The organism is Sphingomonas flavida, assembly GCF_036663655.1.
Taxonomy (GTDB): Bacteria; Pseudomonadota; Alphaproteobacteria; order Sphingomonadales; family Sphingomonadaceae; genus Sphingomonas.
In genome coordinates, this window is the sequence record NZ_JAXOJH010000014.1 from 1 (window position 1) to 14,170 (window position 14,170).

The window sequence follows — 14,170 nt, forward strand, 5'->3', positions numbered from 1 at the left end:
CCTCGGCAACCAGACCCCGATGGAGCGCGCTTTTTCATCAGGGCAGGCATGCCTGCCCTGATGAAAAAGAGAGCCGGTTTTCTCATAAAGACCGGACCTAAGATGGGGTGAGGCTCATCGCGGCGCGGTGCCCATAGCTGAGGACCCTGGTGATCCGCCAGGTGCCATCCTGCTTCGCCCAGACCATCACGAACTTGGCGATCCCTTCGCATCGTCCTGTCGCCAACTCACAGAAACGGTGTTCGCCTTCTTCGATCGCGCCATAGTCCTTGATCGGATAGACGCGGAACGTCGTCGGGATCAACTCGCGCTTCATCTTCCCGCAGATGTACTTGCGAACGCCGTCAACCATCGCGTCCCGCTCGAACGTCGCACCGCCGGTGTCGTGATAGAAGGCGACCTTCGGATCGAAATACTCGGATAAGGTCGGCAGGTCGCAGCGGTTGTATGCGTCGAACACCTTCGTATCGAGCGCGCCGATCTCGATCGTCAACGGATCCGCCGAGGTCGGAACGGACGTCGCGAGCAAACCTGCGGCAACGGCGATGGCGATCGTCATGCTCCTGGTCCTGTCAGTTCATCTGGCCACGGAGGAAGGCGATCAACTTCGGATCGCTCTCCGTGCGTTCGAGGATGGGCAGGATGACTCGCCACCCGTTGTCGCTGTTGGTCAGAATGACGATGCCGTCGCCGCTCGCACGATCGATCGCAGCGAAGGTGAAGGCCCCGGCGTCCTTGCCGGTGTGGAGCATGGTCGTGCCATTAGGGAAGCCGAGGAGCTGCCAACCGAGACCGAAGCCGGTCCACGGCGGACAGGCGGGCGCTTTCGATCCGGCACATAGTTCGGGCGTCAGGTCGGCCTGCGATTTGCTGCGCTCCGCCGCGACGGATGCGACCAGTGCCCGGTCGTTGCGGGCATCGATAAGGAATAGCGCATAATCGCGCGCCGTCGCATGCGCCAGATCGGCGGCATTGTATCGCGTCACCCGCTCGACCGACAGCGGCTTCCCCGCGCCGTCATAGGACACGGCGAGCGGCACCGTCTCGCCTTGCGCCGACACATAGCCCGAGGCGCGCATGTGGGCGGGGCCGAACAGCCAGCGGCCGCCCAACGTCTCGAACGATTGCCCGGTGCGGTGCTCGGCGTAGCGTGTCGCATATTGATACCCCTCGCCCGAATAGCTCGTGGTCGTGCCGGGATCATGATCGAACGCCAGCCCCTTCGCATCGCGCCAGTTCGGCAACCCGGTGCGGTGGCTCAGTGCCATGCGGACCGTCAGCTTCATCCGCCGGGGATCGCGCGACAGGTCGGGGTCGCTCCAGTAGCGGTCCATCGGCTCGTCGAGCGACAGCTTGCCCGCCGACACCAGTCGCAGGATGACCTCCGCCGTCAGTGGCTTCGTCAGCGACGCAAGATTGTACGGGGTGGCAATCGTCGCCGCGCGGTTTGGTCCCGCCATGCCCCAAGCCCCGGTCGAAACAATTTTTCCGGCGCGGATTACGGCGACCGACGCGCTTTCTACCCGCTGGTCGCGAAGGGTGGTGGTCATATCCGGAAGCGGGGTGTTCATCATGGCGACCGCCATCGAGGCGCAAGCTGCCAGTGCGACTAAACCGCCGTAAACTACCTGCCTTAGCACACCAACTGTATTACCCATGTGCAACGGATAGCGATATCTGAGCATGGGCGCAATCTGGATCGTAGCACCATCGCGGTAACGGACATGAGAACCGCGATAAAAGTATAGAAATGCGGCCCCTTTTGAGGAAGTTCGTGGGCCAGTGAGCAGAGCGAAGTATCAGCTACTTCTCCTCGGCGAACATGAACGGATGGCAGGAAGCCGGGAGCTAAAAAGAAGCCATAAACGTCCGGATATGGGTCATCCCGCCTAAAGCGGGAAAAGATGATATCTATCGGAAGGCAATTGTCACGGTCCGGGTGTGTGAACGTCCGCTGGTCGCTCTTCGTAGCGGCTGAGTCACCGATCGCGACGTGGTCTATCTTTGCCGCTCACCATGCCGATTGCGCTTCCGAGACGCGCGACCTGGGGCGGTTGCGGCTTTCCCGTTTTTCCGTCTTCACATGTCAGTTGCGGGAAAATGCATTCGGGAACAGATTTCGGGAAAGTGGACCCCGCAGGCGGCCGTCAGCGCGATTGGCGGCCCGACATTTCCGTCACGGGTTCCCACACGGGAAGCTGTACTAACTGCGCAGCTTGATAAAGGACAGTCACAGTTTGGGTGAGGCGCGGGGCACTATGCGACCGCCCTGCATGACCCATACGATCGACTGAGTGTTCGAGATCGGCTTGCCAGAATCGGCCGAGAGCAGCACGAGATCCGCGCGCCGGCCTGTCTCAATAACCCCCACGTCACTTCGATGAAGAGCTTCAGCCGCGTTCGCCCCGGTCAAGCGCAGGATCTGATTGGGCGACAGACCAGCTTCCGCGAGCAGTTCAAGCTCTTGGTGCAGCTCCTCGCCGGATGCAATCCACTCTTTCGTCAGGTCGGTGCCGCTCACCGGCAGCACACCCCCATCATTCATCCGCTTGATCCAGGCCGAGAGCGTTGGCCTTGTCGCCTGCCAACGCCAGTAATCATCTGCGGTCCAGTCCACGGTGATGTAGCTTTCCAACATCTCACCCCTCGTAATCAACCGCTAGCCATATGCAGACCATCTCGCCGTTCAGCTTCACGTCCATCTCGTCCAAGTGCCAGAGCAGAGACGAAAACCGCGCATCCGCCTTGCCCGCTGGCCGCGGATGTTTCCGGCGAACAGCGGGCCGAACCTGTTCCACCACAACCGCACCGTCTCGTGGCAGATGTCGATCCCGCGCTCGAACAACAGGTCCTCGACGTTCCGCAGACTGAGCGGAAACCGTGAGGACATCAGCACCGCCAGCCGGATCACCTCAGGCGAGGAGTTGAAGTAGCGGAACGGCGAGGCTGGCTTGCGCGGAGGGGGCATGACCCCGGCCCGCCCTGCCCCGATTACCAGCCGGTGCATCTGGTTTGACGGAGCCACCTATAGCACAAGAACGACCTCCAGTCCGCCGCCTGGATGATTGGTCAAGGTTAGTGTGGCGTTGATCGCCTGCGCCTGTGCGCGTGCGATGGCCAGGCCGATCCCGGTGCCTTCGCCCGTCGCGCGCCCGACATCGCCGCGGATAAATGGCTCGAACGCGCGCGTGAGCAGTTCCGGCTCCATGCCGGGGCCGCGATCGCGGATCGTGATCCGCACTTCGCCCTGCTGTTTCGTACAGGCGATCTCGGCGCGGCCACCATATTTGACCGCATTGTCCAGCAGGTTGCCCAGGCATCGCGACAACGCGTCGGGCTTGACCCGGACCCGTGCCGCGCAGCCATGCGCGAAATGGACGTCGTGCCCCGCATCGACCGCATCGTCGGCCATGCTCGACAGCAGCGAGTCGAGATCGACCACCGACCAGGCCTCGGCGCTGTCGGCGCCGCGCGCCAGCTCCAGGCCGCGGCGCACCATGGCCAGTGTGGCGGCCAGATCGCCGACGAGTCGCTGCCGCAGGGTGGCATCCTCGACATTCTCCAGGCGCAGGCGCAGCCGGGTGAGCGGGGTCTGAAGATCGTGGCTGATCGCGGCGAGCAACCGGGTGCGTTCGCCCAGCCCCGACCGGACGCGTTCCTGCATGACGTTGAACGTGGCCAGCGCCTCGCGCACGTCGATCGGGCCGGTCTCGGGCACCGGATCGGCGTCGATCGACCGGGCAAAGGCATGGGAGGCGGCGACCAGACGGCGCAAGGGCGCGGTCGCGATCCGCCCGGCGACCAGCGACAACCCGATGCACGACGCCGCCATCATCAGGAGGAACAGCGGCGCGGCGAACGAGCTTGCGGGCTTGGGCACCGGCGGCAGGTCGAGCGCGATGATGACCGGCGTCCCCGCCACCCGGACGGATAACATCCAGCAATCGGGCGGCACGAGCCGTTCGAAGCCCGCGACCCGCTCGCGCCGCCAGAACGGGTTGCTCTTCATACAGACGGTCGGGGTGACACGCGCCAGCGTCGCTCCGATCGCGGCGGCTCGTTCGGCCTGCTGGCTGTCCGGGGCATGGCTGATCGCCGATGCGGGGACGGATTGGCGTACCAGGGTCGCACCGATGATCTGGTCATGGGCCAGCGCGCCCATGGTGCGATCGCTGTCGCGTTTCAGGCGCGCGACGACATCCGTGGCGCTGGCGAGCACCCGTTCGCCCTGGATGCGGCGAAAGTCGACGTCGCGGCTCTTTTCGGCAACGAAGAGCGAGACCGCGACGGCGAGCATCGTTCCCCCGGCCAGCAGCAGGGCGATGCGCCCCGCCAGCGACCCGAAGAAGCGTCCCAGACGGTTCATTCGAACTGCACGTCGGCGGCCAGCAGATAGCCTTGCCCGCGTGCGGTGAGGATCAGCTGCTCGCCGTCGGGCGCCAGTTTCTGGCGCAGGCGGCTGACCTGATTGTCGATCACCCGGTCGAACGCGGCGGTCGCCGCCCGCTGGGGCAGCAATTCCTCGCGCGAGATCGGCTGACCGGCATGATCGACCAGGACGCGCAGGATGTCGAATTCGTTGGTGGACAGGATCACCACGCTGTCGTCGGGAGAGATCAGCCGGCGTTTGAACAGGTCCAGCGTCCAGCCGCCGAACCGCGCGGTACGCGGCTCGGCGTGGCGGGTGGGCATGCGGCGCAGCAGGTTGCGGACCCGCGCGGTCAGCTCGCGCGGTTCGAACGGCTTGGTCAGATAATCATCAGCGCCGAGTTCCAGTCCCAACACCCGGTCGATCGCGCCGTCTCGCGCCGTGACCATGATGATCCCGCCCGCAAACCCCTCGGCGCGCAGCTGGCGGCACAGTTGCAACCCGTCACCATCGGGAAGCCCCAGGTCGAGGACGATCAGATCGATCCGGTCGGCGGCGACGGCGGCGCGAATCCCCGCCACGTCGCCCGCCGAACTCAGCCGAAAGCCCTCCCGCGCCAGCTGCTCGCGAACCAGTTCGCGAATGTCCGCATCGTCGTCGGCGACGAGCAGATGGGGCGGTGTGGCGGACATGGACTCCTCCTTCGCTGCGTCGGCTTCGGCAGGCATCCTAGCCATTCTCCGTACCGGCGTGCCAGCCCGGGCTGGCGAAAAGCCGCGTCACAGGCTTTGGTCGGCGCCGATCGCCAGATACAGGGCGACGCGATTGGACAGGTCGGCCAGCGTGGTCGTGGTGGCGGTCTGTCGCGCTGAATACAGGGTGCGCTGCGCGACGAGGGCGGTGATCAGGCTGTCGATCCCCTCGCGGTAGCGCGCATCGCTGATCCCGTAGCTTTTCTGTGCTGCAGCCACCAGCCGGGCCTGCGCCTCGCGCTGGGCCTGGATCGTGCCGCGACGCGCCAGGGCATCGGCGACGTCGCGATAGGCGGTCTGGGCCGTCTTGCGATAGGTGGCGAGGTAATAGTCGCGCTGGGCTTGGGAATAGGCGAGGTTCCCGCGATTGGTCCCGCCGAGGATCGGCACGCTGACGCTCGGCGCGGCGGACCAGTAGCTGCCCGATCCCGAAAACAGGCTCGACAGGGCATTGGTGGCCAGACCGACCAGGCTGGTCAGCGAGATCGTCGGGAAGAAGGCGGCGCGCGCCGCGCCGATATCGTAATTGGCTGCCTTCAGCTGATGTTCGGCCTCGACCACATCGGGCCGGGCGAGCAGCACCGTGGACGACAGCCCGGCCTGCGGCACGCCGATGCCTTTCTCCAGATCGGCCAGTGAGGCGGGCAGATCGGCGTCGTCCACCGGACGCCCGACCAGCAGTTCCAGCGCATTGCGATCCTGGGCGACCTGGGTGGTATAGGTGGCGACGTCGGACAGCGCCTGTTGCAGGATGGTCTGCGCATCCGCAACGTCGGCACCGCTGACGATACCGTTCTGGTGCAGGTCCTCGGTCAGCGCGACGCTGCGCTGGCCACTCGCCACCTGGCGCTGCGCGACCGCCAGCAGATCGCGATCGGACGCCAGCGTGACATAGGCGGTGGCCGTCTCGGCGACGACGCTCAGCTTGGTCGAACGCGCGCCGCTCTGGCTGGCGAGATATTGTTCGAATGCTTCGCGCGACAGGTTCTTCAACCGCCCGAACAGGTCGATCTCGAACCCGCTGATCCCGACATCCGCCGAGAAGACGTTCGTCGCGGTCGTCGTGCCGTCCTGGCCCCCGGCGATCGGACGCTGGACGGAGGCGCTGGCACCGGCCGACAGCGTCGGAAACTGGGAACTGCGCTGCACGCGATATTGCGCCCGTGTGGCGGCGACGTTGGCGACGGCAGCGGCCAAGTCCTGGTTGTGCGTCAGCGCCGCATCGATCACCCGCCGCAGCCTGGCATCGACGACGAGCTGCTGCCACGTCATGCCTACCTCGCTTGCGGTGGCGGGGGGGTAGGCGGCGCCCTGCGGCCATTGCGAGGGCACCGAGTCCGATACCGCGCGGACATATTTAGGGGCCATGTCGCATCCGGCGAGCGAGCAGACACCGGCGAGCAGCGCGAGTCCGCGAAGCCGCATCATGATTCCTCTCCTTGGGGCTTGGCATTCGTCTGGGCATTGCGGTGGAACAGCCGCGTGACGACGACGAAGAACATGGGGACGTAGAAGATCGCCAGGGCCGTGGCGGTCAGCATCCCGCCGATCACCGCCGTGCCGATGGCGATGCGGCTGTTCGCGCCCGCTCCGCTCGCCAACGCCAGGGGCGCGACGCCGAAGATGAAGGCGATGCTGGTCATCAGGATTGGCCGCAGGCGCATCCGCGCCGCTTCCAGCGCGGCGTGGACGATATCCTTGCCCGCGCGCCGCGCCTCTTCGGCGAACTCGACGATCAGGATCGCGTTCTTGGCGGCAAGCCCGATCGTGGTGATCAGCCCGACCTGGAAATAGATGTCGTTGTCCAGCCCCCGCGCCGTGACCGCCAGCACCGCGCCGATCACGCCCAGCGGGATGACCAGCAGGACCGCGAACGGCACCGACCAGCTTTCATACAGGGCCGCCAGGCAGAGGAAGACGACGAGGATCGACAGGCCATAGAGCATCGGCGCCTGGCCGCTCGATTGCTGTTCTTGGAACGACAGGCCCGACCAGGCATAGCTGGTGCCCGGTGCCAGTTGCTGCTGCAGCTTGACCATCTCGGTCATCGCCTCGCCGGAACTCGCACCCGACCCGGCCTCGCCCTGGATTTCGTAGGAGGAACGGCCGTTGAACCGCCCGACGCTGGTCGGTCCCTTTTCCCAGGACAATGTCGCGATGGCAGAGAACGGGACCATCGTTCCCGACGAGGTGCGCACGAACCAGCCGTCGATATCGCTCGGCAGCATTCGGTAGGGGGCGTCGCCCTGCATATAGACGCGCTTCACCCGGCCGCTATCGACGAAGTCGTTGACGTACACGCCGCCCCACGCGCCCGACAGCGCGTTAGTGACGTTGTCCTCGGTCAGCCCGAGGACCGCCAGCTTGGCGTCGTCGAGCGTGATGCGCAGCTGCGGCGTGTCCGGCAGGGTCGAGGCCCGCACGCGCGCGAGCTTGCCATCCTTGTTGGCCGCCGCGACCAGCTTGTCCCGGAGCGCCACGAACTTGTCGCGCGCCATGCCGCTGGAATTCAGCAGGTCGAAGGTGAAGCCGCTGGATTGCCCCAGGCCGGAGATCGCGGGCGGGTTCAACGGGATGATCGTGGCGTCGCGGATGTTGGACAGTGCCTGCATCGCACGGCCGATGATCGCATCGGCGCTCTGATCGCGCCCCTTGCGCTCGTCGAAGGGGGCCAGGCTGACGAACGCCAGGCCGGTATTCTGACCCGACCCGTTGAAGCCGAAGCCGGTCACGCTGAAGGTGCTGACGATGTTCTTCGACTCGTTCTTGGTCAGATAGTCCTGGATCTGATCGCGCACCGCATCGGTGCGTTCGGCGGTGGCGCCGGCGGGCAGCGTGAACATCATCATGATCTGCCCCTGATCCTCGGAAGGCAGGAAGCTGGTCGGCAGCCGCACGAAGAGCACCCCCATCACGACCAGGATGATCCCGAACACGCCCAGATGGATGCGCGAGCGCGACACGACCCGCGCGGTGCCGTCGACATAGCGATCGGTCGAGCGGTCAAACCAGCGGTTGAAGCGACCGAAGAAGCCGGGACGCTTCGACGCCTCGACCTGGTTCGGCTTGAGCAGCGTCGCGGTCAGCGCGGGGCTCAGCACCAGCGCCACGATCACCGACAGGATCATCGCGGATACGATGGTGACCGAGAACTGGCGATAGATGACGCCAGTCGCGCCTCCGAAAAAGGCCATGGGCAGGAAGACGGCAGACAGCACCAGTGCGATGCCGACCAGGGCGGAGCCGATCTCGCCCATCGACTTCAGCGTCGCATCGTGCGGGCCGAGCCCTTCCTCGTCCATGACCCGTTCGACATTCTCCACCACGACGATCGCATCGTCGACGAGAAGGCCGATGGCCAGCACCATGCCGAACAGCGTCAGCGTGTTGATCGAATAGCCCAGAGCGGCGAGCACGCCGAACGTGCCGAGCAGGACCACCGGCACCGCGATGGCGGGGATCAGCGTCGCGCGCCAGCTTTGCAGAAAGAGAAACATCACGACCACGACCAGCACGACCGCGATCGCGAGCGTTTCGATAACTTCCTTCACCGACAGCTTGACGAACGCGCTGGTGTCGCGCGGATAGGCGATGGTGTAGCCTGCGGGCATGCCGACCGCGAGTTCCTGGACCCGCGCCTTGACTGCGCTGGCGGTTTCCAGCGCATCGGCCCCGGTGGCCAGCTGGATGGCCATGCCCGCCGCCGGGTGGCCGTTCAGCTCGGCCGAGGAGGTATAGCTTTCCTGGCCCAGCTCGACCCGGGCAACGTCGCCCAGTCGCACGACTGAACCGTCGGTGCCGGTCTTCACCACGATGTCGCGGAACTGTTCAGGGGTCTGCAGGCGCGACTTGGCGCGGACTGTCGCGTTCAGCTGTTGCCCCTTGACCGCGGGCTGCGCCCCGATCTGGCCCGCCGACACGTCGATATTCTGCGCCTGGATTGCGCTCTGCACGTCGGACGGCATCAACTGCACGCCCGCCAGCTTCGCCGGGTCCAGCCAGATGCGCATCGCATATTGCGCCCCGAAGACCGAGCTTTGCCCGACACCGGCGACGCGCGCCAGATCGTCCTGGAAATGGCTGACCAGGTAGTCGGCGACGTCGGACGCCGATGCCTTGTCGGTCTTGTCATAGACCGCGACGATCAACAGGAAGTCGCTGTTGGATTTCGTGACCGTCACGCCCTGTTGCGTCACCGCGGAGGGCAGGCGCGCCTCGGCCTGCTGGACCTTGTTCTGGACCTGCACCTGTGCCGTGTCGGCATCGGTGCCCTTGGTGAAGGTCACGGTGATCGTCACCGAACCCGAACTGTCCGACGAGGACGAGAAATATTGGAGCCCGTCGATCCCGGTCAGCTGCTGCTCGATGACCTGGGTGACGCTCGTTTCGAGTGTCTCGGCCGAAGCGCCGTTATAGGTCGCGCGGATCGAGATCGTCGGCGGTGCGACGTCGGGATATTGCGCGATTGGCAGGCTCATGATGCCGGCGATCCCCGCCAGCATGATGACGATCGCGATCACCCAGGCAAAGATCGGGCGATCGATGAAGAAACGGCTGATGCCCATCGCGTCAGTTCCCGAGCTTGACGGTAACGGGCTTCACGGTCGCGCCGGGCTGCGCCTTGTCGGTGCCCTGCACGATCAGCCGGTCGCCCGCCTTCAGCCCGGAGGTGACGAGCCAGCGATTGCCGATCGCCTGACCGGTCACGAGCGTGCGCTGCACGACCTTGTTGTTGCCATCGACCACCAGCGCGGTCGCATTGCCCTTGGCATCGCGGGTGATGCCCTGCTGCGGGGCCAGGATGGCGTTCTGGATGGTGACCTGGGGCACCGACACGCGGACGAACATGCCCGACATCAACAGACCTTCCGGGTTAGGAAAGCGTGCGCGGACCGTTACCGTGCCGGTGCTGGTGTCGACGGTGACCTCGCCGAATTCGATGGTCCCCTCCAGCGGATATTGGCGGCCATTCTCCAGGATCAATCGCACCTTCGGCTTGCTCTTCGACATGCCGTTGCGCGCCAGGTTCGCGCGCAGGTCGAGCAGCGCCGTGGAGGATTGCTGGATATCGACATAGATGGGGTCAAGCTGGGAAATCGTCGCCAGGGCGTCGGTCTGGCCCGTGGTGACGAGGGCGCCCTGCGTGAAGAGCGAACGACCGATCCGGCCGCTGATCGGTGCCACGATGCGGGTGAAGCCCAGATTGACGTTCGCGCTGTTCAGGGCGGCGCGGTACTGCCGGACGCTCGCCTCCGCCTCGCGCGCCGCGGCGACTGCGTCGTCGACGTCCTGGCGGGCGACCGCATCGGCATTCTGGAGGCGGCCGTAGCGACGGGCCTTGGCCTGCGCCGTCACGGCGGCGGCCTGCGCGTTCGCCAGCTGCGCGGCGCTCTGGTCGCGGGCGGCGAGGTAGACGCGCGGATCGATCTGATAGAGCGGCTGCCCGGCGCGGACGACCGAGCCTTCCTCGAACAGGCGCGCCTTGATGATGCCGTCGACCTGCGGGCGCACCTCGGCGGTCTTGGTCGCGTTCGTCCGGCCGGTCAGCTCGGCGGTGGTCGTCACCGGCTGCGCCGTGAGCGTAACGACGCCCACCTCGGCCTCGGCCATCGGCGGCTGTCCCGCTCCACCGCCGCCACCGCCGCACGCCGACATGGCGAGCAACAGGGCGAGGCAGGCGGGCGACCGCATAGGCCGCGCCGACAGGGCGCGCATCCCGCGCGCGGCATGGAGACAGGCATTCCGGTACGGGGGCAAGGGCAACATCGAACGCTCCGATCAGATGTGCCCGCTTAGGAACCGTCTGATCGACCGAATACGGCGAGGGTGTCAGGCCTTGTATGGATTTGTAACGGGCGGCTACATTCTCATCGACAGTCCCATCTCAGAGCTGTGTACCGACGTTGAAGGTGACGAGCTTCGTGTCGTCGCCGTGCTGCTTCAGAATTGCCTTTGCCAGATCGATGCGAAGTGGAGCGAACGGAGAGGTCCAATTGAAGCCGGTACCGAACGGCAGGCGGGGCGAATCGCAGCGCCGACACGATGGCGTTCATGGTCGGCGCCGGGACATCCAGCTCGCCTTGCTCGATCTGGAAGCGCCGGACGTCCTCCGCTGTTGCGGTGTCCGGTGAGCGCCCCAGGAACGTCGCGAGCCGGCCGACATCGCGGATGTAGTTGCGTTGCATCTCACGGCCGAAGCGCCGTATCTCCATCTCGTCGATGAGACGCTGGCGTAGCGGGCTGACGGCAACAGAAACGAAGGTGGTCATGGCAGGCTCCTTCTGATGGAGTCCCGATGCTCTGCCTGCCTCCTGCCGCGCTCAATGCAGGAGCAACATCACTTGGGTCACTGCCGCAGTAAGCGGCTGATAAAGCGGGCGTCGTAACCGTTCGGTTTCGACGCAAGCGTATGCTGCTTTACCGCAGATCGCGTCCGTTATGCTGGAAGCAGCCCGGTTGATTGGTAAGCCTCGACGAGTGTATCGAACAACGTAATGTCGGAACGGCTCCTGGCCATCAACTGGGCGCCTGCGATCAAGGCGAAAATCGCGCGCGCCTTGGTTTCGGCTCCATCGTCAGAGCCGACGATCCCTGCCGAGCTGAGCATGCGGCCGAGCCACGGGACGTTGACGTCGGTGAACGCCTGTACCTCTTTCATGACCGGTTCCGGAAGATCGTCGTGCTCTGCCGACATGAAGCTACCCAGGCACAAGCGGTTCTCGTTCTTGAGCGATAGGCGGAACACCTCTGGGTAGCGTCGCAGCGCCGCCTTTGGGTCGTCTTCTTCAGTGCCGATCGCTTCGAGGCTGGCCGCCGCGTCCTCCCAATAGCGCTTTGCGACGGCCGCTCCCAAGTCGCCTTGCCTGCGAAGTGATGGCAGATAACTCCTTCTCTGCGGTATAGTTTTGGGAAAGAGCAATCGGGAACCAATTTGAGAAAATGCCTCCTTGCGTGGACGCCAACGGGGTCGACGCCAGCCGCTTCCCCGTCGTCGTTTCGCGTTTTGGCAAAGTCGGGTTCGAGCTCTTGCCCGACTAGCCTGTTCACTTACTAATCAGACGTATCTCAGCACCCTGAACGCGGCTAAGGCTATGCGGGATCGGAAGTCCGGGGGGGGTGGCCAAGCGGTTGGAAGGGCGGGGTATTGTCGCAAAGTCAGGCTTCGCGCCGTGCGGGTGCGTTGAAGGAGTTGGAGGTACTCGACACTCCTGAAGAGCAGGCGTTCCACAACATCGTGTTCATCGCGTCTCGCACCTGCGACACGCCGATCGCGCTCATCAGCCTGCTTGATGACGATCGACAGCGGTTCAAGGCGCGTGTGGGTCTCGACGTATGTCAGACAGAGATTGCCCAGTCGGTATGTCAGATCGACGTGGACGAAGCCGAAATGCTGGTTGTTCCCGACCTGACGCGCGATCCCCGCACTACGGCGAACCCGCTGGTAGCGGGCGAGCGGGCGTTCCGCTTCTACGCGGGCGCACCGCTTATCATCCGCTCTGGGGGCGTTGTCAGACGGATCTGCGTGATCGACACGAAGGCGCGCCCCGAAGGCCTGAACCGCGCCGGGTTTGTCGGAGGCCCCAACTCCTGAGAGGAAGGGGCTATGACGAGCAAGACGACGAACAAATTTTCGCCTGAGGTGCGCAGCGTGTTCGAGGAGAACTTCCGCGTCTACGGCGTCCGCAAGGTCTGGTGACAGCTGCGGCGCGAAGGGGGCGACATCACCCGTTGCACCGTTACCCGACTCATGCGGGCGATGGGCTTGGCTGGCGTGATCCGCGGCAAGCCGGTGCGCACCACTGTCAGCGACAAGGCGGCACCGTGTCCGCTCGACCGGGTCAACCGGCAGTTCCGCGCACCGGCACCGAACATGCTCTAGGTGTCGGACTTCACCTAGGTCGCGACTTGGGCGGGGTTCGTCTACGTGGCATTCGTCATCGACACCTATGCCCGCCGGATCGTTGGCTGGCGCGCCAGTCGGAGCGCGCATGATGGTTTCGTCCTGGATGCACTCGAGCAGGCGCTGCATGACCGAAGGCCGATGCGGGGTGGTGGTCTCGTTCACCACTCCGACCGCGGCAGCCAATATGTGTCGATCAAATATACCGAGCGCCTTGCCGAAGCCGGGATCGAACCATCGGTCGGCAGCGTCGGCGTCAGCTATGACTACGCTTTGGCGGAAACCATCAACGGCCTCTACAAGGCCGAAGTCATCTATCGCCGTGGGCCGTGGCGCAGCTTCGAGCCGGTCGAGTACGCCACGCTGGAATGGGTGGACTGATTCAATCATCGCCGGCTACTCGAGCCTATCGGCAACATTCCGGCCGCCGAGGCCCAAGAGCAATACCATGCTGCCGCGAACACCGTCGATATGGCAGCATGACTCCCATCCAACGGCCTCCGGCAAACCCGGCGCGGTTCAGTTCGCCGGCCTGCATCTACCTGTGACGACCGCGATATCGCTTTCGTTCAATACTGCTGGCTGATTGTCGGCAATGTCGCCCTTCAGGACATGGAAAGCGACATTAAAAACGGGCATTATGAGTATCAAGATGGTGACTTCCTCATGGAAGACTATCTCGTTCGCCCGGACGATGCCGGGGCGGCCTTGCCGTGCATTCTGCTGTGTCACGACTGGAGCGAGCTGACTGAGCCAACGATGCGGACGGCGGAGCGGTTTGCCGCGCTCGGCTATGTGGTGTTCGCCCTCGATGTCTATGGCGAGAGCCGCCGAGGGGACGTGCATGGTGCAACAGCGCATTGATGATCCCGCTCATGGAAGACAGCGCGGTCCTCCGGCGTCGGCTTCTCGCTGGAGCGTCGACCGCAGGGTGGGGCGGCGTCGATGCTGAATGCATGGCGGTGGTCGGCTATTGCTTCGGCGGTACGTGCGCGCTCGATGTCGTGCGTGCCGGGGCGCACGGCGTGCGTACGGCGATCACCTTCCACGGCGGATTGCAGCCGCCCGCGTTAGAATAACAGCCGCCAATTGCGGCGAGCGTCCTGATGCTGCATGGGTGGAGCGACCCCACCGTTCCGCCGGAAACGG

The 14,170-nt window shown here is 64.9% G+C and carries 12 protein-coding genes and 3 pseudogenes; 4 read left to right on the forward strand and 11 right to left on the reverse strand.

The features are described 5' to 3' along the window. Positions 1–97: 97 nt before the first annotated feature. From U1703_RS14650 to U1703_RS14700, 11 genes and pseudogenes are all read right to left on the reverse strand, one after another. The gene (locus U1703_RS14650; protein ID WP_332786265.1) at positions 98–559 is read right to left on the reverse strand and encodes a nuclear transport factor 2 family protein; all 462 of its coding nucleotides are present in this window, start codon (positions 557–559) and stop codon (positions 98–100) included. A 13-nt stretch (positions 560–572) separates the two neighbouring features. Continuing rightward, positions 573–1,550 (reverse strand): serine hydrolase domain-containing protein, encoded by a 978-nt coding sequence (locus U1703_RS14655; protein ID WP_332786266.1) that lies wholly within the window; start codon positions 1,548–1,550, stop codon positions 573–575. Positions 1,551–2,230: 680 nt separating this feature from the next. After that, on the reverse strand, positions 2,231–2,638 hold the full coding sequence (locus U1703_RS14660) for an amidohydrolase family protein (RefSeq protein ID WP_443025818.1): 408 nt from the start codon (positions 2,636–2,638) through the stop codon (positions 2,231–2,233). Next, a pseudogene (locus U1703_RS14665) lies at positions 2,618–2,968 on the reverse strand (transposase family protein); the annotation flags it as partial. The gene U1703_RS14660 and the pseudogene U1703_RS14665, both read right to left, overlap by 21 nt. 57 nt (positions 2,969–3,025) lie before the next feature. Beyond that, positions 3,026–4,366, reverse strand: a complete 1,341-nt coding sequence (locus U1703_RS14670) for an ATP-binding protein (RefSeq protein WP_332786269.1) — start codon at positions 4,364–4,366, stop codon at positions 3,026–3,028. Next, the gene (locus U1703_RS14675; protein ID WP_332786270.1) at positions 4,363–5,061 is read right to left on the reverse strand and encodes a response regulator transcription factor; all 699 of its coding nucleotides are present in this window, start codon (positions 5,059–5,061) and stop codon (positions 4,363–4,365) included. Before U1703_RS14675 ends, U1703_RS14670 begins: the two co-directional genes overlap by 4 nt. Before the next feature lie 87 nt (positions 5,062–5,148). After that, the gene (locus U1703_RS14680; protein WP_443025817.1) at positions 5,149–6,549 is read right to left on the reverse strand and encodes an efflux transporter outer membrane subunit; all 1,401 of its coding nucleotides are present in this window, start codon (positions 6,547–6,549) and stop codon (positions 5,149–5,151) included. Then, on the reverse strand, positions 6,546–9,686 hold the full coding sequence (locus U1703_RS14685) for an efflux RND transporter permease subunit (RefSeq protein ID WP_332786271.1): 3,141 nt from the start codon (positions 9,684–9,686) through the stop codon (positions 6,546–6,548). Before U1703_RS14685 ends, U1703_RS14680 begins: the two co-directional genes overlap by 4 nt. Before the next feature lie 4 nt (positions 9,687–9,690). Then, positions 9,691–10,887: an efflux RND transporter periplasmic adaptor subunit gene (locus U1703_RS14690; protein ID WP_503676841.1), complete on the reverse strand. Its 1,197-nt coding sequence runs from the start codon at positions 10,885–10,887 to the stop codon at positions 9,691–9,693. Between the two features lie 118 nt (positions 10,888–11,005). Continuing rightward, positions 11,006–11,128, reverse strand: a pseudogene (locus tag U1703_RS14695) (BamA/TamA family outer membrane protein); the annotation flags it as partial. 429 nt (positions 11,129–11,557) lie between these two features. Further along, complete coding sequence (locus tag U1703_RS14700; protein ID WP_332786272.1) at positions 11,558–11,974, reverse strand: TetR/AcrR family transcriptional regulator; 417 nt, start codon at positions 11,972–11,974, stop codon at positions 11,558–11,560. Positions 11,975–12,301: 327 nt separating this feature from the next. Here U1703_RS14700 and U1703_RS14705 point away from each other — a divergent pair, with 327 nt between their 5' ends. From U1703_RS14705 to U1703_RS14720, 4 genes and pseudogenes are all read left to right on the forward strand, one after another. Next, on the forward strand, positions 12,302–12,712 hold the full coding sequence (locus U1703_RS14705; RefSeq protein WP_332786273.1) for a GAF domain-containing protein: 411 nt from the start codon (positions 12,302–12,304) through the stop codon (positions 12,710–12,712). Between the two features lie 45 nt (positions 12,713–12,757). Further along, a pseudogene (locus tag U1703_RS14710) lies at positions 12,758–13,504 on the forward strand (IS3 family transposase); the annotation flags it as partial. 129 nt (positions 13,505–13,633) lie between these two features. Continuing rightward, complete coding sequence (locus U1703_RS14715; RefSeq protein WP_332786274.1) at positions 13,634–13,885, forward strand: dienelactone hydrolase family protein; 252 nt, start codon at positions 13,634–13,636, stop codon at positions 13,883–13,885. Between the two features lie 11 nt (positions 13,886–13,896). Next, on the forward strand, positions 13,897–14,100 hold the full coding sequence (locus U1703_RS14720; RefSeq protein ID WP_332786343.1) for a dienelactone hydrolase family protein: 204 nt from the start codon (positions 13,897–13,899) through the stop codon (positions 14,098–14,100). Positions 14,101–14,170 lie beyond the last annotated feature (70 nt).

Excerpts from the sequence above, each read along its gene's own strand:
- U1703_RS14720 (WP_332786343.1), top strand. The coding sequence starts at position 13,897 with ATGGAAGACAGCGCGGTCCTCCGGCGTCGGCTTCTCGCTGGAGCGTCG.
- U1703_RS14675 (WP_332786270.1), bottom strand. The coding sequence starts at position 5,061 with ATGTCCGCCACACCGCCCCATCTGCTCGTCGCCGACGACGATGCGGAC.
- U1703_RS14655 (WP_332786266.1), bottom strand. The coding sequence starts at position 1,550 with ATGACCACCACCCTTCGCGACCAGCGGGTAGAAAGCGCGTCGGTCGCC.
- U1703_RS14670 (WP_332786269.1), bottom strand. The coding sequence starts at position 4,366 with ATGAACCGTCTGGGACGCTTCTTCGGGTCGCTGGCGGGGCGCATCGCC.
- U1703_RS14680 (WP_443025817.1), bottom strand. The coding sequence starts at position 6,549 with ATGATGCGGCTTCGCGGACTCGCGCTGCTCGCCGGTGTCTGCTCGCTC.
- U1703_RS14650 (WP_332786265.1), bottom strand. The coding sequence starts at position 559 with ATGACGATCGCCATCGCCGTTGCCGCAGGTTTGCTCGCGACGTCCGTT.
- U1703_RS14685 (WP_332786271.1), bottom strand. The coding sequence starts at position 9,686 with ATGGGCATCAGCCGTTTCTTCATCGATCGCCCGATCTTTGCCTGGGTG.
- U1703_RS14715 (WP_332786274.1), top strand. The coding sequence starts at position 13,634 with ATGGAAAGCGACATTAAAAACGGGCATTATGAGTATCAAGATGGTGAC.
- U1703_RS14660 (WP_443025818.1), bottom strand. The coding sequence starts at position 2,638 with ATGTTGGAAAGCTACATCACCGTGGACTGGACCGCAGATGATTACTGG.
- U1703_RS14690 (WP_503676841.1), bottom strand. The coding sequence starts at position 10,887 with ATGTTGCCCTTGCCCCCGTACCGGAATGCCTGTCTCCATGCCGCGCGC.